Below are 19,435 nucleotides of genomic sequence, written 5' to 3'. Positions count from 1 at the left end.
CGCCCCCGGCGTTGCCCCCGGCCCCGCCTCCGGGTTATATGGCCGGCACCCCAGAACAAGAGCAGTGCCCATGCCCGACGATCTTCTCTCCGGCGCCGAGCCCGCCTACGATGCCTCTTCCATCGAAGTCCTCGAGGGGCTGGAGCCGGTGCGCAAGCGGCCCGGCATGTATATCGGCGGCACGGATGAGCGCGCGCTGCACCACCTCGTGGCCGAGGTGCTCGACAACTCCATGGACGAGGCCGTCGCCGGCCATGCCAACCGGATCGAGGTCGAGCTTCTGGCCGATTATTCGGTGGTGATCCGCGACAATGGCCGCGGCATCCCGATCGACCCGCATCCCAAGTTTCCGGGCAAGTCGGCGCTGGAGGTGATCCTCTGCACGCTGCATGCGGGCGGCAAGTTTTCGGGCAAAGCCTACCAGACCTCGGGCGGCCTGCACGGCGTCGGCGCCTCGGTGGTCAACGCGCTGTCGGATCTGATGGTCGTGCAGGTCGCGCGCAACCGCGAGCTCTACGAGCAGCGGTTCTCGCGCGGCATCCCCCAAGGCCCGGTGGCCAAGATCGGCGCCGCTCCGAACCGGCGTGGCACCACCGTGACGTTCCACGCAGATGAGGAGATCTTCGGCCATCACCGCTTCAAGCCCGCGCGGCTTCTCAAGATGGTGCGCTCCAAGGCCTATCTCTTCTCGGGCGTCGAAATCCGCTGGAAGACGGAAATCGATGACGGCGAAACACCCAAAGAGGCCACCTTCCATTTTCCCGGCGGTCTTGCCGACTATCTCGCCGAGACCTTGGGCAAATCATCAACCTATGCCGACAAGCCCTTTGCCGGCACCGTCGAGTTCCGCGAGAAGTTCAACGTGCCGGGCAAGGTCGAATGGGCGGTGAACTGGACCCCGTCGCGCGACGGTTTCACCCAGTCCTACTGCAACACCGTGCCGACGCCCGAGGGCGGCACCCACGAGGCCGGGTTCTGGGCCGCGATCCTCAAGGGCATCCGGGCCTATGGCGATCTCGTCAACAACAAGAAGGCGGGCCAGATCACCCGCGAGGACCTGATGACCGGCGGCTGCGCGCTGGTGTCGTGCTTCATCGCCGAGCCCGAATTCGTGGGCCAGACCAAGGACCGTCTGGCCACCACAGAGGCGCAGCGCCTCGTCGAGAACTCGGTGCGCGACCACTTCGACAACTGGCTCGCCTCCGACACCAAATCCGCCGGCGCGATCCTCGATTTCCTGATCCTGCGCGCCGAGGAGCGGCTGCGCCGTCGTCAGGAAAAGGAAACCGCCCGCAAGACCGCGACCAAAAAGCTGCGGCTGCCCGGCAAGCTCGTCGATTGCTCGGCCGTGAACCGCTCCGGGACCGAGCTTTTCATCGTGGAGGGCGATTCGGCGGGCGGATCGGCCAAGATGGCCCGCGATCGCAAGACGCAGGCGCTACTGCCGCTCAGGGGCAAGATCCTCAACGTGCTGGGCGCGGCCTCGTCCAAGCTCGGGAGCAACCAGGAGATCAACGACCTCACACAGGCGCTGGGCGTCAGCTTGGGGTCGAAGTTCAACGTCGACGACCTGCGCTACGACAAAATCATCATCATGACCGACGCCGACGTCGACGGCGCGCATATCGCGGCGCTTCTGATGACCTTCTTCTTCAGCCAGATGCGCCCGATGATCGACCACGGCCATCTCTACCTCGCCTGCCCGCCGCTCTACCGGCTGACCCAAGGGGCCAAGCGCCTCTACGTCGCCGACGATGCGGAGAAGGAGCGGATGATGCAGAAGGGCCTTGGCGGCAAAGGCAAGATCGACGTGCAGCGATTCAAGGGTCTGGGCGAGATGGATGCCAAGGACCTCAAGGAGACGACGATGGACCCCGGCTCGCGCAAGCTGATCCGCGTGTCGATCAGCGACGACGAGCCAGGCGAGACGGCGGATCTGGTGGAGCGGCTGATGGGCAAGAAACCGGAATTGCGCTTCCAGTATATCCAGGAGAACGCTAGGTTTGTCGAAGAACTAGATGTTTGAGCTCGAAATATTTGCAGAGGTGATGTTTGAGGTACGTATATATTCGCTTATTCTTGAGTGAAATCGAACATCCCCCTCTGCTCGACAAGATGCTTGAAGGACGAGAACAAGATGACCGAACTGATCATCTAATCCATGCCTTCTCCAAGCGCTGGGACTTCAATCACCGAGGCTCTCAATTGATATACCTTCCAGTCGACAAGGAAAGCGACGACGGGATCACATTCTGCTTTGGTAGGATTGGAAAGCAAGTGGTCGATCACGTAAATGAAGGACCGGAGCGCCTGTTTGAAAAGAAGCAGCAGACATCTTGGAGAGCTTCAAACCTCGTCCTAAACACTGGAAGCGATCCAGACGGTCAGAAGCTAGCCATTCAAGAACGAGGTGATATTGGCAAGCCACTCGCTATTGTTAACTCCCTCGTGCAGCATATTAATGCTGAACTAGAAAAATCAGGCTGGGTGATTACAGCCAACGTGATCAGCGAGAAGAGTACGTTTTGGGAGGCTACTGAAAAATACAAAGGGCAGATTACAAAAGCTGAATTCAGCTATGTAACGCCAAATATTCTTGGAATAAGATCGCAGCTGAACAAGCGACTGAAAGATTACAGAGAACGCGAGAACGCACAATTAGTATTAGTCACAGTCACAATTCAAGAACCAAAAGGCCACCTGAGATTCGACACCGAAGAGGTACAAGATGCAATCGAGTATATTTCTGAGGGAGGTGGGTCGGTTAAACTTAAAGCAGGGAAAGAGAAAATCTTCGACTCGAAAGACTCTGCGAAAGCCAAAGACGCCGAGAGTGACGATTCCACTGCAATAGATGATAAAAATGGGCGCCAAGGACTAATAAAAAGGTTCTTCAAATGAACCCATGGCTCTCCAAGTTCCTCCTAGTATCCTCAATATTATCCCTCACAAGTGCCGTAATATGGAGACCTGACTGGGTTTCCGACGAAAACGCCTTCCTAAGAGAATTCATTGATCATGATTATTTAAGCTTTTTAGGCCTTGTCCTTACAATTACAGTAGCCTCGCTTTCTCAACTTCACCTTTCCTTAGACAAGCTAAAATCTCAACTGGCGACAGAAGAGATAGACCCTATCAGAAGGGAAATAAAACACAGCGCAGTCGTCATGATAATGCTGTTTGCCGCCAGCCTACTACTTATTGTGGCCAAGCCAATCATCTTAGATATCGAAAGTGCTGCCGCAATAATAAACTCGGCATGCATATTTTTCATTATCTTCTACTTGTTAGTGCTATCCGACATTACGTTGGCTATTTTCGATTTCCATACCTAAGCCACCACCCCGTGATCCATCCGAACCACCCGGTCCATTCGCGCCGCCAGCTCCAAATTATGCGTCGCGATCAGCGCCGAGAGGCCCGTCCCCCGCACCAGCGCCATCAGCGCGTCGAACACCCGGTCGGAGGTGTCGGGGTCGAGATTGCCGGTCGGCTCGTCGGCCAGCAGCAGACGTGGCGCGTTGGCCAGCGCGCGGCAGAAGGCCACCCGCTGCTGCTCGCCGCCCGACAGCGCCGCTGGGCGGTGATCGGCGCGCGGCTCGACACCGACCTGCGCCAGCAACTCGCGCGCCCGTGCCTCGGCGTCGCGGCGCGGCGTGCCGGAGGCAAGCTGCGGCAGCACGATGTTCTCGAGCGCGGTGAACTCGGGCAGCAGGTGGTGGAACTGGTAGATGAAGCCGACATCGGCGCGGCGCACCTGCGTGCGGCGGCGGTCCGACAGCTTGGTCATCTCCTGCCCGCCGATGGCGACATGGCCCTCGTCGGGCGTGTCGAGAAGCCCCGCGATGTGCAGGAGCGTCGACTTGCCCGCGCCCGAAGGCGCGACCAAGGCAACCACCTCGCCCGGCTGGATCTCCAGATCCGCGCCGCGCAGCACCTGCACCTCGGACGGCTTGCCCTTATTGTAGGTCTTGGTGAGGCCGGACAGCTTCAGGATCGGATCACTCATAGCGCAGCGCCTCGACCGGGTTCATCCGCGCCGCGCGGCGGGCGGGAAACAGCGTGATGACCCACGACAGGGTCAGCGACAGGGCCACGGCAGAGATCACGTCGCCCAGCTCCAGCTTGGCGGGCAGCGCGTAGATACCGCGGATCGACGGGTCCCAGACGCCACCGCCGGAGACGTAATTCACCGCCGCGAAGATCGGGTCGATCCAGATCGCGAAGGCGCAGCCCAAGATCACGCCCGCGAGCGTGCCGATCGTGCCGATGCCCGCGCCACAGATGAAGAAGACCCGCAGCACCGAGCCTTCGGTGAGCCCCATGGTGCGCAGGATGCCGATGTCGCGGCCCTTGTTCTTTACCAGCATGATCAGGCCCGAGATGATGTTCATCGAGGCGATCAGCACGAGGATCGACAGGATCACGAACATCACGTTGTCCTCGACCGTAAGCGCGCGCAGGAACGCGCCCGCGCTGTCGCGCCACGTCCACAGGAAGGCGGTCGGCCCGGCCATATCGAGGATCTCGGGCAGAAGTTCCTGCACGTTGTCGGGGTCCTCGACCATCACCTCGATTTCATCGACCACGCCGTCGCGGTTGAAGAAGAGCTGCGCCTCGGACAGCGGCAGGTAGGCGCGGGTGCGGTCGATGTCGTAGCGTCCGGCGGTGAAGATATAGGTCACCTCATAGGCCGAGACGCGCGGGCTCTGCCCCATCGGCGTGCGCGCGCCGTTGGGAGAGATCAGCCGCACCTTGTCGCCGATCGCCACGCCCAGTTCGCGCGCGGCCCCCGAGCCCAGCGCGATGCCCTCCCCGAAGCGGGCGATGTCGCCGATGCCGGTCTCGGGGTCGGCGATGCGCGGCAACGAGCCGAGGTCATCGGCCGAGATGCCATAGACTTCGACGCCCGCATTGCCGGCGTCGAAGCTCGCCATCACCTGCCCGCGCACCACCGGCGCGGCGCGGGTGACGCCGTCGATCTCCATCAGCCGCTCCGACAGGTCCTCATAACCCTCGATCACCTGCCGGGTGATGTCGGTGCCTTCGATCACGCTGTCCTGATAGACGGTGACATGGGCATTCGCGCCGAGGATCGTGTCGATGAACTCCTCGCGGAAACCCGCGCGCACCGACAGCGTCGCGATCAGCGCGAAGACCGCGAGCGTGATGCCGACGAGGCTGATCCAGGTCATGACGCTGACCCCGCCTTCGGCGCGGCGGGCGCGGATGTAGCGCCAGGCGATCATCCACTCGAAGGCGGAAAACGGGGCGGTGCGGTTGGCCATGCGGGGTCCCTTGAAATGCGCGCGGACCTTGGGGGCGGTCGCGGGCGGGGTCAAGCCGCCCCGGCGCCGCCTCACGCCACGGTGTCGGCGCGGCTTGACGCACGTGCCGGGGCCGGGTCAGCTTGGGAAGGGGGATGTCATGCGCGCGCAAGCCGTCATGGCCGTATCAGGAGGAGAGCGCGAATGCGCGCCGTGATCTGCCGCGCCTATGGCGGCCCGGAACATCTCGAGATCGTCGACCGGCCGCTGCCCGCGCCGGGCCAGGGAGAGATCCGCGTCGGGCTTTGCGCCGGAACGGTGAGCGCGGGCGACTGGCGCATCCGCTCGCTGAGCGTGCCGCGTGGCTACGGGCTGGTGGTGCGGATGGCCTTCGGCTGGTCGGGGCCGCGCAACCCGTTGCTGGGCACCGCCTTTTCGGGGGTGGTCGAGGCGGTGGGCGAAGACGTGACCCGGTTCGCCGTGGGCGACGAGGTGTTTGGCAGCACCGGCAGCGCCATGGGCGCCCATGCCGAGGCGGTGGTGCTCCCCGAGGCGGGTGCCGTGGTGCACAAGCCGCATGTGCTGAGCCACGGGCAGGCCGCCGCCCTGCCCTTCGGCGCGATCACGGCGCTGCAGTTCCTGCGCGACAAGGGGCGGCTGAAGCAGGGCCAGCGGCTTTGCGTGGTCGGGGCCTCGGGTGCGGTGGGCGTGGCGGCGGTACAGATCGGCCGGGCGATGCGGGCGCGGGTGACGGCGGTATGTTCAGCCGCCAATGCCGATCTGGTGCGCGATCTCGGCGCACATGAGGTGATCGCGCATGACGAGGAAGCGCCGTTCACCCGCGAGGGCTATTACGACGTGATCCTCGACGCCGTGGGCACGGCCCCCTTGGGCCTGCGGATGCGGGCCCTGGCGCCCAAGGGCCGGCTGCTGCTGGTCTATGCCGGGCTCGGCACCGAGATCGGCGCCCGTTTCATCCGGCGCGGCGGCAGGCGGGCCAAGAGCGGCGTGGCCACCGAGACCCGCGCCGACATGGAGGAGATCGCCCGGCTGGTGGAGGCGGGCGACCTGCGCGCGGTGATCGACAGCCGCTACCGGCTGTCGGAGATCGCGCAAGCCTATGACCGGGTCGCGACCGGGCGCAAGCGCGGCGCCGTGGTGCTGCTCCCCGACGAGGTCTAGGCCTCAGAGATAGGCGTAGATCCGGGCGATCTTCTCGACCGCCTGCTCGGGCGGCAGCTCCTCGCTCTCGCCGGTGCGACGCGAGACCAGTTCGACCACGCCGTTCTTGAGCCCCTTGGGCCCCACCGTGATGCGCCACGGCAGGCCGATCAGGTCCATGGTGGCGAACTTCGCTCCCGCCCGCTCGTCGCGGTCGTCATAAAGCGGGTCGAGACCCAGCGTGCGCAAGCCGGCATAGATGCCGGCGCAGGCGGCATCCGTCTCGGCATCGCCCTGACGCAGGTTGACGATGCCGACATGGAACGGCGTCACACCCTCGGGCCAGATGATGCCCTTGTCGTCGTGGCTGGCCTCGATGATCGCCCCCACCAGACGGCTGACGCCGATGCCGTGGCTGCCCATCTCGACCGGCACGCGCGCGCCTTCGGCGTTGGTCACGGTGGCGCCCATCGCCTCGGAATACTTGGTGCCGAAGTAGAAGATCTGGCCGACCTCGATCCCGCGCGAGGTGCGGCGGCGCTCCTCTGGGACCTCGTCGAACAGCGCCGCGTCATGCGTCTCGTCGGTGCGCGCATAGGGCGTGGTCCATTCAGACACGATCTGCTTGAGCTGATCGGGATCCTCGTAGTTTACCATCCGCTCGCCGAGCTGCAGGTCGAGAATGGCACTGTCGTAGAACACCTCGCTCTCGCCGGTCTCGGCCAGCACGAGGAACTCATGCGTGTTCTCGCCGCCGATCGGACCTGAATCGGCACGCATCGGGATCGCCTTGAGGCCCATCCGCTCATAGGTGCGCAGGTAGCTCACCATGTGGCGGTCATAGGCCTCGAGCGCGCTCTCGCGGTCGACGTCGAAGTTGTAACCGTCCTTCATCAGGAATTCGCGGCCCCGCATCACACCAAAGCGCGGACGCATCTCGTCGCGGAACTTCCACTGGATATGGTACAGCGTCTTGGGCAGGTCGCGATAGGACGAGATGTAGCTGCGGAAGATGTCGGTGATCATCTCCTCGTTGGTGGGACCATAAAGCAGGTCGCGGCCCTGACGGTCCTTGATCCGCAGCATCTCCTCGCCATACGCCTCGTAGCGGCCGCTCTCGCGCCACAGGTCGGCGGGCTGCAGCGTCGGCATCAGGAGCGGGATGTGCCCGGCCTTCTGCTGCTCCTCGTCGACGATGCGCTCGATGTTGCGCAGCACCCGCAGCCCCAGCGGCAGCCACGAGTAGATGCCGGCGCCTGCCTGCTTGATCAGGCCCGCGCGCAGCATGTAGCGGTGGCTGACGATCTGCGCCTCGGCGGGCGTTTCCTTGAGCACGGGCAGGAAATAGCGGGTGAGGCGCATCGAGGATTCCTATGTCAGAAAGGCGGATCGGCAAAGAGGCAGACGAATCCCCCTGTAGGGGAGAGCCGCCTACCTGACAAGCGCCGTCCCGCTCCGCCCCCGCGCAAGTTGTGCGGGGCATGCCTAGTCCAAGTCGCGCCTGCCCCAAAAGGCTTGCGCGCCCGGGCCCCGGCGGCGACATAGGTGGGACATCCGCGCAAGGAGCGAATTCCGTGGCACTTCCGATCCAGCAACAGGCGCGTATCTGGGCCATCATCGCCGTGGTGACCTTCGTTCTGCTTTGGCTCTTGGGCGATGTGATCCTGCCCTTCCTCGTGGGTGGCGCGCTGGCCTATCTGCTCGATCCCGTGGCCGACCGGCTGGAGCGGCTGGGCCTCAGCCGGGCAATGTCGGTGGCGGTGATCGCGCTGGGCGTGGTGCTGATCTTCGCCGCCGCGGTGCTGCTGCTGATCCCGACGCTGATCCGCCAGACCAGCCAGCTCGTGCAGACGGCGCCCGAGCTGTTCTCGGGCCTGCGCGACTGGCTCGCGGCGCGGTTTCCCGACGTGATGGACGAAAGCTCGACCATCCGGGGCCAACTCGACGCCATCGGCGCGGCCATTCAGGCCCGCGGCGGCGAGATCCTCAACGGGCTTCTCACCTCGGCGATGGGGGTGATCAACCTGCTGGTGCTCTTCGTCGTGGTGCCGGTGGTGGCGGTCTACCTGCTGGTCGACTGGGACCGGATGGTGGCGCGCATCGACGAGCTTCTGCCGCGCGAACACGCGCCCACCATTCGCCAGCTCGCGCGCGAGGTCGACCGGACGCTGGCCTCCTTCGTGCGCGGACAGGGTCTCGTATGCCTGATCTTGGGCACCTACTACGCGGTGGCGCTGGCGCTGGTGGGGCTGAACTTCGGCCTCGTGGTCGGCGCGATCGCGGGCCTCGTCACCTTCATTCCTTACGTCGGCGCTCTGGTCGGCGGCGTTCTGGCCATCGGTCTGGCGCTGTTCCAGTTCTGGGGCGAATGGGTCTGGATCGGTGCGGTGGCAGGGATCTTCGTGGCGGGCCAGATGATCGAGGGCAACATCCTGACGCCGCGGCTCGTCGGCTCCTCGGTCGGGCTGCACCCGGTGTGGCTGCTGTTCGCGCTGGCCGTGTTCGGAGCGCTGTTCGGCTTCGTGGGCATGCTGGTCGCGGTGCCGATCGCGGCGATGCTCGGCGTCTTCGCCCGCTTCGGCATCGCCCGCTACCAGGAAAGCGCGCTCTACCAAGGCACGGCCACGGCAATGCCGCCGCCGGTTTCTCCCCCCCCTTCACCCGCCTCCGACAAGACCCGGCCGGAGGATGCATGGCGTGGCAACTGAGCCTCGACTTGCCGCTCGCGGTGGCGCTGGGGCCCGAGGACTTTATCCTGTCGCAGGCCAACCGCGCCGCCCATGAGATGGTCACGGCCGGACGCTGGCCCGAGGGCAAGCTGGCGCTGATCGGCCCACCCGGATCGGGCAAGAGCCACCTCGCCCGCGTCTGGCAGGCCGAGAGCGAGGCGATGATCCTGCTGGCGCAGGACCTCGGGCCAAGCCTGCCGCCGCCCGCCCCCGGCGCCGTCATAGTGGTCGAGGACATCCAGCGCCTCGCTCCCGCCGCCGAGGCGACGCTGTTCCATCTGCACAACCGTCTCGCGGCCTCGGGCGGGCGGCTCCTGCTGACCGCCGACCGGGCGCCCGCGCGGCTCGACATCGCGCTCCCCGATCTGGCCAGCCGGCTTCAGGCAACGGCGGTGGCGCGGATCGAGGACCCCGACGACCGGCTTCTGGGGGCGGTGCTGGCCAAGCATTTCGCCGATCGGCAGCTGGTGCCGATGGCCGACGTGATCCCCTATCTCGCCGTCCGGATCGAGCGCAGCTTTGCCAGCGCCGCCGCCGTGGTGGCGCGGCTCGACCGGATGGCGCTGGCCGAGGCGCGGCCCGTCAGCCGGGCGCTGGCCCGCCGGGCGCTGTACCGGGCCTGAGGCGGGTTCGAGGCGGGCCGCTGGACAATCCCGGCAAGCGGGCGCGATAGTGGGGCGACCCGTCACATCACCGTTGAAAAAATGCGCCAGACAGCACCCATGACACAGGCCGATTTCCTCGTCGCAGGCTTTCCCGAGCCGGTCGCGCTCGATGCCGACCTCTCGGGGCCGGCGCGTTTTGTCAATCGCGAGCTGAGCTGGCTCGGATTCAACTTCCGGGTGCTGGAGGAGGCCGAAAACCCGCGTGTGCCGCTGCTGGAACGGCTGCGCTTCCTGTCGATCTCGGCCACCAATCTCGACGAGTTCTACACCGTGCGCGTCGCGGGCCTGCGCGAGCTGGCGCAGGCGGGCAACGCCACCCCGGCCATCGACGGGCTGATCCCGGCCGAGCAGCTACGCCAGATCGACAGCGAGGCGCGCGCGCTGATGGCGCGCCAGCAGGAGATCTTCAAGCTGCTCTGTGATGAGATGGCCGCGCAGAACATCACCATCCTGAACCGCACCGACGTGTCGAAGAAGGACATGGCCTACCTGTCGGACGCGTTTCTCAACCGCGTCTTTCCGGTGCTCTCGCCGCTGGCCATCGATCCTGCGCATCCCTTTCCCTTCATCCCCAACGAAGGTCTCGCGCTGGCGCTGTCACTCGAACGCGCCTCTGACAAGAAACCCTTGCGCGCGCTTCTGCCGGTGCCCGCGCAGATCGATCGCTTCGTCCAGCTTCCGACCGAAAACGGGCAGCGGTTCCTGCCGCTCGAGGAACTGCTGCTGCTCAATCTCGACCAGCTGTTTCCGGGCTACAGGATCAAGGGCCACTGCACCTTTCGCGTGCTGCGCGACAGCGATCTCGAAGTCGAGGAGGAGGCCGAGGACCTCGTGCGCGAGTTCGAGGTGGCGCTCAAGCGGCGGCGCCGGGGCGAGGTGGTGCGCATGAAGCTTTCGGCCGACGCGCCGCCCGCGCTCAAGGCCACCATCATGGAGGAGCTGCACATCCGCGACGCCGAGGTGGTCGAGGTCGAGGGGCTGATCGGCATCGGCAACCTCAAGGAGCTGGTGACGGATGCCCGCCCCGACCTGCTCTGGCCGCCCTTCACCCCGAGGGTGCCTGAGCGGGTGCAGGATCATGACGGCGACATGTTCGCGGCGATCCGGCAAAAGGACATGCTGCTGCACCACCCCTACGAGACCTTCGACATGGTCAACCGCTTCCTGCAGCAGGCGGCGACCGACCCGGACGTGGTGGCGATCAAGCAGACGCTCTACCGCACCTCGCGCAACTCGCCCATTGTCGAGGCGCTGTGCGAGGCGGCCGAGGACGGCAAGTCGGTGACGGCGCTGGTCGAGCTCAAGGCCCGCTTCGACGAGGCCGCCAACATCCGCCAGTCACGCCGTCTGGAGCGGGCGGGCGCGCATGTCGTCTACGGCTTCACCCAGTACAAGACCCACGCCAAGATCAGCACGGTGGTCCGGCGCGAAGGCGACAGCCTCGTCACCTACACCCATTTCGGCACCGGCAACTACCACCCCATCACCGCGCGGATCTACACCGACCTGTCCTTCTTCACCTGCGACGCGGCCTTGGGGCGCGATGCGACCAAGGTGTTCAACTATATCGGCGGTTCGGCCGAGCCGCTGGGCCTCGAGAACCTCGCGATCTCGCCGCTGACGCTGAAGCCGCGCCTGCTCGAGATGATCGCCGCCGAGGCCGAGCACGCGCGCGCCGGCCGCCCCGCCGAGATCTGGGCTAAGATGAACTCTCTCGTCGAGGCCGAGGTGATCGACGCGCTCTACGAGGCAAGCCGCGCGGGCGTGAAGATCTCCCTCGTTATCCGGGGCATCTGCGGGCTGCGTCCGGGCATCGCGGGGCTGAGCGAGAACATCCGGGTGAAATCCATCGTGGGCCGGTTTCTCGAACACAGCCGCATCGTGTGCTTTGGCAACGGGCGGGGCCTTCCGTCGAAGAAGGCGCGGGTGTTCATCTCCTCGGCAGACTGGATGGGCCGCAATCTCAACCGCCGGGTCGAGACGCTGGCCGAGATCACCAACCCCACGGTGAAGGCGCAGATCACCGATCAGATCATGGCCGCGAACCTCGCGGATGTCGCGCAAAGCTGGGTCATGGGGCCAGACGGGCGGTTTCGCCGGGCCGATTGGCCCGAGGACGGGCGCGCCTTCTCCTGCCACCGCTTCTTCATGGAAAACCCCTCGCTTTCGGGGCGCGGAAAGGCGGGTGCGGGTGACGTGCCGCAACTCACACACACCCACGAATGAGGCAAAGCCCACTCTTTCGTAGTGGATTCAACACTCAGGGCATTTTTCCTTTGCCCTCGCCGGGCAGGCCGTTAAGACCGCGCCCGATGCGGGGCGTTGACTCCGCGAGGGGCCGGGCCACATGCTGCGGCAGGATCATGGGGGCTTCATGAACGATCACAGCGACGCGCGCAGCGGCGACTGGGGGCCTTTCGGCCGGCCGCTCTTCGACGATCCCGAAACCCGTGCGCTGAGCCGCGTCGGCGTGGTCGATGTGGGCTCGAACTCGGTCCGTCTGGTCGTCTTCGACGGCGCGGCCCGGTCGCCGGCCTATTTCTACAATGAAAAGATCATGTGCGCCTTGGGCGAGGGCCTTTCGGAAACCAACCGCCTGTCGCCGAGAGGGCGCGAGCGGGCGCTGGCCGCGCTCAAGCGTTTTGCCACGCTGGCGGAAGGCATGGGCATCATGCCGTTGACCGCGGTGGCCACGGCGGCGGTGCGCGAGGCCGAGGACGGGCCGGAGTTCTGCGACGAGGTGCTGCGCGAGACCGGGATCGAGATCCATGTCATCGCGGGCGACGAGGAAGCGCGGCTTTCGGCGCAGGGCGTGCTTCTGGGCTGGCCCGGCTCCTACGGCATGGTCTGCGACATCGGCGGCTCGTCGATGGAGCTTGCCGACATCGCCGAGGGCCGCGTCGGCCGTCGCCTGACATCGGCGCTGGGGCCCTTGAAGCTCAAGGAGGTCAAGGGCGGCGAGAAGGGTCTCGATGCCTATATCAAGACCACGATCGAGCAGATCCACGACGAGATGCAGAACGAGACCGGAATGCGGCTGTTCCTCGTCGGCGGCTCTTGGCGGGCCATCGCGCGCTGCGACATGACGCGGCGCGACTATCCTCTCACCGTGCTGCACGAATACCGCATGACCACCGAAGCCGTGGCCGAGACGCGCAAGTACATCGAAAAGGAAGACCCCGAGGATCTGCGCGGCCGTGCCGGCGTGTCGTCGGACCGGATGGCGCTGGTGCCGCTGGCGATCCGGGTGCTCGACCGGCTGGTGCAGGTGTTCCAGCCCAAGGACATCACCATTTCTTCCTATGGCATTCGCGAGGGCATGCTCTACGAGCAGATGCCCCCCGCCCTGCGCGACCGCGACCCGCTGATCGAAGCCTGCCGCTTCGCCGAGGCCAAGGACGCTCGGATGCCGGGCTTCGGCCCGGTGCTGTTCGATTTCGTGCGCCCGTTGTTTCCGCATGCCGACTGGCAGCGCAAGCGCATCATCAAGGCCGCCTGCCTGCTGCACGACGTGAGCTGGCGCGCGCATCCCGACTACCGCCCACAGGTCTGCTTCGACAACGCGACACGGGCGAACCTTGGCGGGCTCAAGCATTCGGAGCGCGTGTTCCTCGGGCTGGCGCTGATGCACCGCTATTCTAACAAGCGCGAGGGTGCGCGCTACCAAGAGATGTTCACGCTCGTGTCCGAGGAGGATCAGCGCGAGGCCGAGGTGCTGGGCCGGGCGATGCGGCTGGGTGCAATGCTCTGGCTCGGGGCCGAGACGGTGCCCGGCAATCTCGCCTGGAACGCCGTGGACAAGACGCTGACGCTCGATCTCGATCCGCGCGCGAAATCGCTGTTCAGCGAAGTGGCCGAGCAGCGGTTCAAGTCCTTGGCCTCGGCGCTCGACGCCACCGGGGAAGTGCGGCTGCGCGACTAGGTCGCGAGGTCGAACAGGCGGGTCAGCCGTTCGGCCTTTGGCATGGAGAGCCGCCCCGGCGCGGCCCAGCCGACGCCGCAGAACGGCACGCCCGCTGCCCGCGCCGTCGCCTCGTCGACCTCGGTGTCGCCAACATAGATCGCCGTCGTCACACCCAGCGCGTCGATCACCGCGCGCAGGTGGCCGGGGTCGGGCTTGCGGGCAGGCACGGCATCCGCCCCCCGCACCGCGTCGAACAGCGCCGCGAGGCCAAGCCCGTCCAGAACCGCAAGCGTCAGCGCCTGCGGCTTGTTGGTGCACAGCCCGAGCCGCCAACCCGCCCCCTTCAGCAAGGCAAGATCCTCGGCCACACGCTCATAGATCGTGGTCCGCGCCACGGGGGCCTCGGCATAGCTGTCGAGATAGGCGGCGGTGAGCACGTCAATATCGGATGGTGCCGCCGGGGTGCGCTGAAGTGCGAGCAGATCCGCTACCAACCGGTGCGCGCCATTGCCGATCAGCCCTGCCACCACCGCCTCGTCCGTCGCCTCCAGCCCATGCGCCACGAAGGTCCGGTTCACCGCATCCGTGATGTCGGGCGCGCTGTCGATCAGCGTGCCGTCGAGATCGAAGACAGCGGCGCGCGGGCCGCTCGGCGTCTGGATCATGGGAGCATGTCCATTCCGTTTTTTGAGGAGGTCAGGCACCGTCGATGCGGAGGCAAAATCAGATTTCGATCTCGGGCGCGTCCATGTCGGGGGTGAATTCGGGCGCTTCGCGCTTGCGGCGCAGGATGATATCGCCGTTATCGAGGATCTCGGGGGCTTCGTAATTGGCGATGTCGTCGATTCGGTCGAGCACCTGCATCAGCGCCGGTCCCATTTCAGACAGCAAGGCTCGCAGATGCGGCTCGGCAGCCTTGGCGAAGGCGCGAAAGTCCTCGATGGCGGGCTCCATCTCGCCCATGATGCCCTCGAAGAACAACTCCGCCCCGCGTTGCATCAGCCCAGAGCCCTCATCCTCGGGGGGCTCATCGATCTGGGCGATAGCAGGGGCCGCCAGCATGGCGGCCGCGAAGGCTAGTGGAGCAATCTGTTTCATCACCCGGACCTAGGGGATCGGAGCGGATTTTCCAGTGAGGTCGAGGTCGAGCGTGACGGGAAAGTGATCCGAGGCCGCGAGCAGCGCCTCGCGCAAGGCGGTGTCGGCATAGATCGCAGGGTCGTCGAAGGGGTGCCAGATGCGCCAGCGCGGAGCATCGGCGCGCAGGTCGGGCGAGATCATCGCGTAGTCGAGCAGCGCCGACAGGATGCGCCAGTCGGGCGGCACGGCGAACCGCGCGGTGGCGGGCTGCGCCGCCATCGGGTGCGACAGTGCGAGGGCCGCGTGCGGGTCGTAGAGCCGCCGCTCGGGTACCTCGCCCTCGCCCAGCACGATCTCGACCCCCGACCGGCCAAAGAGCCGCTCCTGCGCGTCGAGGCCGGGGCCGTCGTTGAAATCGCCCATCACCACGAGGCTGTCGCCTGCGTCGAGATGGTCCTCGATCCGCGCGCGCAGCCAGCCGCATTGCGCGAGCTGCTTGCGCCGGTTCTCCACCGCGATGCGGCGCAGATCGTCGGGCCCCTGCGCGCCATGCGGGGCCTTGGACTTGGCATGGACCCCGATCAGGCGCAGCGCGGCTCCCTCGGCCTCGATGGCGAGCTCCAGGGGAGGCTTGGACCACGTGATCCGGGTGTCGCCCCGCCCCGCATGCAGATCGAAGCGCGGGGCCTTGGCGCTCAGGTGCGGGTCATGGCGAGCGCGCAGGCGCTCCAGGTCGTAGAGAAACGCGATCTCCTGCTGGGTGTGGCTGCGAAAACCGATCAGCGCCTCGCGCGTCCTCAGCCCCGCCTCGGCGGCAAAGCCCTCGAGCGCCCGCATTCCGTTTCGCGAACCGCCCGTATCCGGCGCTTCGACCACGACGATCCCGTCTGCGTCGAGCGCGCGCATCACATGGGCGATGCCGGCGAGTTGCCGCGCGCGGGTAATGCCGTGACGGGCCGAGGGCGCGTCGTCGTGCTGCGGGCGGCCTGCGTCGTCGAACAGCCGGTCGAACCAGGCGACGTTCCACGTCGCCAGCCGCATCAGGCGCGGCCCTCGGCCTCGTTCGAGGTCCCGCCGGTCGCCGTCGCGGCGCGGCCTCGTCCTTCGGAGATCCGCTCCCACGCCCGGTTGGCCGAGATGAGACGGCTCTCGGCCATCTTCATCGCCTCCTCGGGCAGGCCACGCGCGGCGAGCCGGTCGGGATGGGTCTCGCGCACGATGGCGCGCCATGCGCTGCGGATCTCGGCCAGATCGTCGTCGGGCGACACACCGAGCACGTCATAGGGATCGGGTTCGCAATCGGGGACGAAGCGCGCGCGCAGCCTCGCAAAGCTGCGCTCGTCGATCTCGAAGATCTCCGCCACCTCCCGCAGGAAGGCGTTCTCGGCGGGGTGGTAATCGCCATCGGCGAGGGCGATGTGAAACAGCCCCTCCATCAGGTCGAACAGCGGGCCCCTTTCGCCGCGAAACATCCGTGCGATGCGGCGGGCGTAATCGTCGAACCCCGCGACATCGGTGCGCGCCATGTTGAAGACCCGCGCGGCGTTGGCCTCCTCCTCGGGCGGGATGGTGAAGATCTCGCGAAACGCGGCGACCTCGCCGCGCGTCACCTGCCCGTCGGCCTTGGCCATCTTCGCGCCCAGAGCGATCACCGCGATGGCGAAGGCCACCGAGCGTTCGGGCGGCGTGCGCAGCCGATCGAAGATCGAGGCGAGGCTTTCGCCCTGCCTCAGAGCCGCGATGGCTTCGGCTATGCGTGTCCAGATCGACATGGGTCCACCTTAGCGCCGCGTCGCGGCATTGTCAGAGTCGTTTCTGCAGGATGGCGAGATCGAGCCAACGGCCGAACTTGCGCCCCACTTCGGGCATGGTGCCGGTGCGTTCGAACCCCATGCGCTCGTGAAAGGCGATGCCCGCCGCGTTTTCGGCGGTGACACAGGCGACCATCACGTGTTTGTCGGCAGCGCGGGCGGTTCCGAAGAGCCGCTCCATCAGCAGCCGCCCCGCACCGCGCCCATGCAGGCCGGGTGCGAGCAGGATCGTGTGTTCGACGGTGTGGCGATAGCCGTCATTGCCGCGAAACGGGAACCAGCGGGCAAAACCCTGAACGCCGGACTCATCCCAGACGAGGAACGGATCGCCATTGCCGATGATCTCGGCAATCTCGGCCTCGCCGCGCTCGGTCGCGTTGAAGATCGAGGTCGTCTCGCGGATCACGCGATTCCAGATGGTGCCGAGGGCCGGGGCGTCATCGGGGGTGGCGGGGCGGATCATGGCGGGCCTCGGGCACAAAGGATTTCGGCGACCGTGATGTCGCGTCCTGCCCCGCGCCGCAAGAGCCGACTCGTCCTCTCAGCCGTGCGCGCGGATCATCGACAGGATCTTGGACGCGGCCTCTGGAATGTTGGTGCCCGGCCCGAAGATCGCCGCGACCCCCGCCTCCTTGAGCATCGCGTGATCCTGATCCGGGATCACGCCGCCGCAGACCACGAGGATCTCGCCCGCGCCCTGATCGCGCAGGGCCTGCACCAGCTTGGGCGCCAGCGTCCGGTGCCCCGCCGCCTGGCTGGAGATGCCGACGACATGCACGTCGTTGTCGAGCGCATCCTGCGCGGCCTCCTCGGGCGTCTGGAACAGCGGCCCCATATCGACGTCAAAGCCCAGATCGGCAAAGGCGGTGGCGATCACTTTCGCGCCGCGATCATGCCCGTCCTGACCCATCTTGACCACGAGCATGCGCGGGCGGCGGCCCTCTTCTCCGGCGAACGCGGCGATCTCGCGCTGGATGCGCTCGAAGCCCGCATCCCCCTCCCAAGCCTTGCCATAGACGCCCGCGAGCGTCTTCACCTCGGCCCGGTGCCGCCCAAAGACCTTTTCCATCGCCATGCTGATCTCTCCCACCGTGGCGCGGGCGCGGGCCGCCTCGACCGCCGCGGCCAGCAGGTTGCCATCCTCGCGCGCCGCTGCTTCGAGGGCCGCCAGCGCCGCGTCGCAGGCCGCCTTGTCGCGCGTCGCCCGGATCTTCTCCAGCCGCGCCACCTGCCCGTCGCGCACCTTGACATTGTCGATGTCGAGGATGTCTATCGCATCCTCGCGCTCCTTTCGGTACTTGTTGACGCCAACGATGACCTGCTTTCCCCGATCGATCAGCGCCTGCCGTGTGGCCGCCGTCTCCTCGATCCGAAGCTTGGGCATGCCGGAGGCCACTGCCTTGGTCATGCCGCCCAGGGTTTCGACCTCCTCGATCAGCGCCCAAGCTTTCTCGGCCAGCTCGTGGGTCAGGCTCTCGACGTAATAGGACCCCGCCAGCGGATCGACGACATCGGTGATGCCGGTCTCCTCCTGCAGGATCAGTTGGGTATTGCGCGCGATGCGGGCCGAGAAATCTGTCGGCAGGGCGATCGCCTCGTCGAGCGCGTTGGTGTGCAGCGACTGGGTGCCGCCGAGCACCGCCGACAGCGCCTCGTAGGCGGTGCGCACCACGTTGTTGTAGGGGTCCTGCGCCTGCAGGCTGACGCCAGAAGTCTGACAGTGCGTGCGCAGCATCAGGGATTTAGGGTCCTTCGGTTCGAACTCCTGCATGATCCGGTGCCACAAGAGCCGCGCGGCGCGCAGCTTCGCGGCCTCCATGAAGAAGTTCATGCCGATGGCGAAGAAGAAGCTTAGACGCCCGGCGAAGCGGTCCACATCCATGCCACGCGCGATGGCGGCGCGGACGTATTCGCGCCCGTCGGCCAGCGTGAAGGCCAGCTCCTGCACGAGGTCGGCCCCCGCCTCCTGCATGTGGTAACCCGAGATCGAGACCGAGTTGAATTTCGGCATGTGGTCGGCGGTGTATTCGATGATGTCGGCCACGATCCGCATCGAAGGCTCGGGCGGATAGACATAGGTGTTGCGGACCATGAACTCCTTGAGGATGTCGTTCTGGATCGTGCCCGAAAGCTTGCCCACCGGCACGCCCTGCTCCTCGCCCGCGACGATGAAGCTGGCGAGGATCGGGATCACCGCGCCGTTCATCGTCATCGACACCGACACCTCATCCAGCGGGATGCCGTCGAACAGGACCTTCATGTCCTCGACGCTGTCGATTGCCACGCCGGCCTTGCCCACATCGCCCTCGACGCGGGGGTGGTCGCTGTCATAGCCGCGATGAGTGGCCAGATCGAAGGCCACAGACACCCCCTGCTGACCGCCCTCCAGCGCCCGGCGATAAAAGGCGTTCGACTCCTCGGCCGTGGAAAACCCGGCATATTGTCGGATCGTCCAGGGGCGTCCGGCATACATCGTGGATTTCACGCCGCGCATATAAGGTGCTTCGCCCGGCAGGGCGTGCAGGTGCGACAGCCCTTCGAGATCGCCCGCATCATAGACGGGCTTCACCTCGATCCCCTCCAGCGTGTCGCGGCGCAGGCTTTCGGGGTCGCGCCCCTTCAGCTCGGCACGGGCACGTGCGGCCCAGTCGTCGCGGCGGTCTTGATCGGCCATGCTTTCTCCTCCGGTCCCGGTCGAGAGTGTGCCGCGCCACGAGACATTGCGCCAGTCCCGGCACCTATTGTCGCGCCGCCCTTCGCGTCGGGGCAATTCGCGCCTATGTTGAAGACATGAAACAGCTTCGCCCCCTCTTCGCGC

At 66.1% G+C, this 19,435-nt stretch carries 17 protein-coding genes; 8 read left to right on the top strand and 9 right to left on the bottom strand.

Annotated elements, in window-relative coordinates; all coding sequences use genetic code 11:
- Positions 1-70: 70 nt before the first annotated feature.
- Genes parE through ACJASC_RS05990 form a run of 3 tightly spaced genes read left to right on the top strand, consistent with a single transcriptional unit; the run spans position 71 to position 3,335 of the window.
- On the top strand, positions 71-2,026 hold the full coding sequence (parE, locus tag ACJASC_RS06000) for a DNA topoisomerase IV subunit B (RefSeq protein ID WP_415144381.1): 1,956 nt from the start codon (positions 71-73) through the stop codon (positions 2,024-2,026).
- Positions 2,027-2,079: 53 nt separating this feature from the next.
- Positions 2,080-2,901, top strand: a complete 822-nt coding sequence (locus ACJASC_RS05995; RefSeq protein WP_415144379.1) for a hypothetical protein — start codon at positions 2,080-2,082, stop codon at positions 2,899-2,901.
- Positions 2,898-3,335, top strand: coding sequence for a hypothetical protein (locus ACJASC_RS05990; protein WP_415144377.1), 438 nt, complete (start codon positions 2,898-2,900; stop codon positions 3,333-3,335). Before ACJASC_RS05995 ends, ACJASC_RS05990 begins: the two co-directional genes overlap by 4 nt.
- Here the strand turns inward: ACJASC_RS05990 and ACJASC_RS05985 are convergent.
- Together ACJASC_RS05985 and ACJASC_RS05980 are read right to left on the bottom strand one after the other, a co-directional pair.
- Positions 3,332-4,009 carry an ABC transporter ATP-binding protein gene (locus ACJASC_RS05985; protein ID WP_415144375.1) on the bottom strand — a complete coding sequence of 226 codons (678 nt, stop codon included), beginning with the start codon at positions 4,007-4,009 and terminating at the stop codon, positions 3,332-3,334. The two genes, ACJASC_RS05990 and ACJASC_RS05985, sit on opposite strands and share 4 nt — an antisense overlap.
- Entirely contained in the window at positions 4,002-5,288 is a 1,287-nt protein-coding gene (locus ACJASC_RS05980; protein ID WP_415144373.1) for a lipoprotein-releasing ABC transporter permease subunit, read from the bottom strand. The genes ACJASC_RS05985 and ACJASC_RS05980 overlap by 8 nt, the downstream gene beginning before the upstream one ends.
- Positions 5,289-5,471: 183 nt before the next feature.
- On the opposite strand from ACJASC_RS05980, the gene ACJASC_RS05975 reads away from it, so the two are divergent.
- Complete coding sequence (locus ACJASC_RS05975) at positions 5,472-6,449, top strand: NAD(P)-dependent alcohol dehydrogenase (RefSeq protein WP_415144371.1); 978 nt, start codon at positions 5,472-5,474, stop codon at positions 6,447-6,449.
- 3 nt (positions 6,450-6,452) lie between these two features.
- Here ACJASC_RS05975 and proS read toward each other — a convergent pair whose 3' ends face one another.
- Positions 6,453-7,790 carry a proline--tRNA ligase gene (gene proS / locus ACJASC_RS05970; RefSeq protein WP_415144369.1) on the bottom strand — a complete coding sequence of 446 codons (1,338 nt, stop codon included), beginning with the start codon at positions 7,788-7,790 and terminating at the stop codon, positions 6,453-6,455.
- A gap of 212 nt (positions 7,791-8,002) precedes the next feature.
- Between proS and ACJASC_RS05965 the strand changes: the two genes are divergently transcribed.
- From ACJASC_RS05965 to ACJASC_RS05950, 4 genes are all read left to right on the top strand, one after another.
- The gene (locus ACJASC_RS05965; RefSeq protein WP_415144367.1) at positions 8,003-9,136 is read left to right on the top strand and encodes an AI-2E family transporter; all 1,134 of its coding nucleotides are present in this window, start codon (positions 8,003-8,005) and stop codon (positions 9,134-9,136) included.
- The gene (locus tag ACJASC_RS05960) at positions 9,121-9,780 is read left to right on the top strand and encodes a P-loop NTPase family protein (protein WP_415144365.1); all 660 of its coding nucleotides are present in this window, start codon (positions 9,121-9,123) and stop codon (positions 9,778-9,780) included. Before ACJASC_RS05965 ends, ACJASC_RS05960 begins: the two co-directional genes overlap by 16 nt.
- Positions 9,781-9,879: 99 nt before the next feature.
- The gene (locus tag ACJASC_RS05955; RefSeq protein ID WP_415144363.1) at positions 9,880-12,048 is read left to right on the top strand and encodes an RNA degradosome polyphosphate kinase; all 2,169 of its coding nucleotides are present in this window, start codon (positions 9,880-9,882) and stop codon (positions 12,046-12,048) included.
- Between the two features lie 148 nt (positions 12,049-12,196).
- Positions 12,197-13,744, top strand: coding sequence for a Ppx/GppA family phosphatase (locus ACJASC_RS05950; protein ID WP_415144361.1), 1,548 nt, complete (start codon positions 12,197-12,199; stop codon positions 13,742-13,744).
- On the opposite strand, the gene ACJASC_RS05945 is transcribed toward ACJASC_RS05950, so the two are convergent.
- From ACJASC_RS05945 to scpA, 6 genes are all read right to left on the bottom strand, one after another.
- Positions 13,741-14,391, bottom strand: a complete 651-nt coding sequence (locus tag ACJASC_RS05945) for an HAD-IA family hydrolase (RefSeq protein ID WP_415144359.1) — start codon at positions 14,389-14,391, stop codon at positions 13,741-13,743. The genes ACJASC_RS05950 and ACJASC_RS05945 overlap by 4 nt on opposite strands.
- Before the next feature lie 58 nt (positions 14,392-14,449).
- The gene (locus ACJASC_RS05940; RefSeq protein WP_415144357.1) at positions 14,450-14,824 is read right to left on the bottom strand and encodes a hypothetical protein; all 375 of its coding nucleotides are present in this window, start codon (positions 14,822-14,824) and stop codon (positions 14,450-14,452) included.
- Positions 14,825-14,833: 9 nt separating this feature from the next.
- Complete coding sequence (locus ACJASC_RS05935; protein WP_415144355.1) at positions 14,834-15,847, bottom strand: endonuclease/exonuclease/phosphatase family protein; 1,014 nt, start codon at positions 15,845-15,847, stop codon at positions 14,834-14,836.
- Entirely contained in the window at positions 15,847-16,578 is a 732-nt protein-coding gene (locus ACJASC_RS05930; protein WP_415144353.1) for a TerB family tellurite resistance protein, read from the bottom strand. Before ACJASC_RS05930 ends, ACJASC_RS05935 begins: the two co-directional genes overlap by 1 nt.
- Before the next feature lie 31 nt (positions 16,579-16,609).
- Positions 16,610-17,080 (bottom strand): GNAT family N-acetyltransferase, encoded by a 471-nt coding sequence (locus ACJASC_RS05925; protein ID WP_415144351.1) that lies wholly within the window; start codon positions 17,078-17,080, stop codon positions 16,610-16,612.
- Between the two features lie 78 nt (positions 17,081-17,158).
- Positions 17,159-19,291, bottom strand: coding sequence for a methylmalonyl-CoA mutase (scpA, locus tag ACJASC_RS05920; protein ID WP_415144349.1), 2,133 nt, complete (start codon positions 19,289-19,291; stop codon positions 17,159-17,161).
- Positions 19,292-19,435: the final 144 nt, after the last annotated feature.

Source organism: Limimaricola cinnabarinus (assembly GCF_047631075.1).
Lineage (GTDB): Bacteria > Pseudomonadota > Alphaproteobacteria > Rhodobacterales > Rhodobacteraceae > Limimaricola > Limimaricola cinnabarinus.
This window is presented reverse-complemented; position numbering and strand designations above follow the sequence as displayed.

What these genes read in the sequence shown, in the direction of transcription:
- parE (WP_415144381.1), top strand. Translation starts at nt 71, where the DNA reads ATGCCCGACGATCTTCTCTCCGGCGCCGAGCCCGCCTACGATGCCTCT.
- ACJASC_RS05990 (WP_415144377.1), top strand. Translation starts at nt 2,898, where the DNA reads ATGAACCCATGGCTCTCCAAGTTCCTCCTAGTATCCTCAATATTATCC.
- ACJASC_RS05985 (WP_415144375.1), bottom strand. Translation starts at nt 4,009, where the DNA reads ATGAGTGATCCGATCCTGAAGCTGTCCGGCCTCACCAAGACCTACAAT.
- ACJASC_RS05980 (WP_415144373.1), bottom strand. Translation starts at nt 5,288, where the DNA reads ATGGCCAACCGCACCGCCCCGTTTTCCGCCTTCGAGTGGATGATCGCC.
- ACJASC_RS05975 (WP_415144371.1), top strand. Translation starts at nt 5,472, where the DNA reads ATGCGCGCCGTGATCTGCCGCGCCTATGGCGGCCCGGAACATCTCGAG.
- proS (WP_415144369.1), bottom strand. Translation starts at nt 7,790, where the DNA reads ATGCGCCTCACCCGCTATTTCCTGCCCGTGCTCAAGGAAACGCCCGCC.
- ACJASC_RS05960 (WP_415144365.1), top strand. Translation starts at nt 9,121, where the DNA reads ATGGCGTGGCAACTGAGCCTCGACTTGCCGCTCGCGGTGGCGCTGGGG.
- ACJASC_RS05955 (WP_415144363.1), top strand. Translation starts at nt 9,880, where the DNA reads ATGACACAGGCCGATTTCCTCGTCGCAGGCTTTCCCGAGCCGGTCGCG.
- ACJASC_RS05950 (WP_415144361.1), top strand. Translation starts at nt 12,197, where the DNA reads ATGAACGATCACAGCGACGCGCGCAGCGGCGACTGGGGGCCTTTCGGC.
- ACJASC_RS05945 (WP_415144359.1), bottom strand. Translation starts at nt 14,391, where the DNA reads ATGATCCAGACGCCGAGCGGCCCGCGCGCCGCTGTCTTCGATCTCGAC.
- ACJASC_RS05940 (WP_415144357.1), bottom strand. Translation starts at nt 14,824, where the DNA reads ATGAAACAGATTGCTCCACTAGCCTTCGCGGCCGCCATGCTGGCGGCC.
- ACJASC_RS05935 (WP_415144355.1), bottom strand. Translation starts at nt 15,847, where the DNA reads ATGCGGCTGGCGACGTGGAACGTCGCCTGGTTCGACCGGCTGTTCGAC.
- ACJASC_RS05930 (WP_415144353.1), bottom strand. Translation starts at nt 16,578, where the DNA reads ATGTCGATCTGGACACGCATAGCCGAAGCCATCGCGGCTCTGAGGCAG.
- ACJASC_RS05925 (WP_415144351.1), bottom strand. Translation starts at nt 17,080, where the DNA reads ATGATCCGCCCCGCCACCCCCGATGACGCCCCGGCCCTCGGCACCATC.
- scpA (WP_415144349.1), bottom strand. Translation starts at nt 19,291, where the DNA reads ATGGCCGATCAAGACCGCCGCGACGACTGGGCCGCACGTGCCCGTGCC.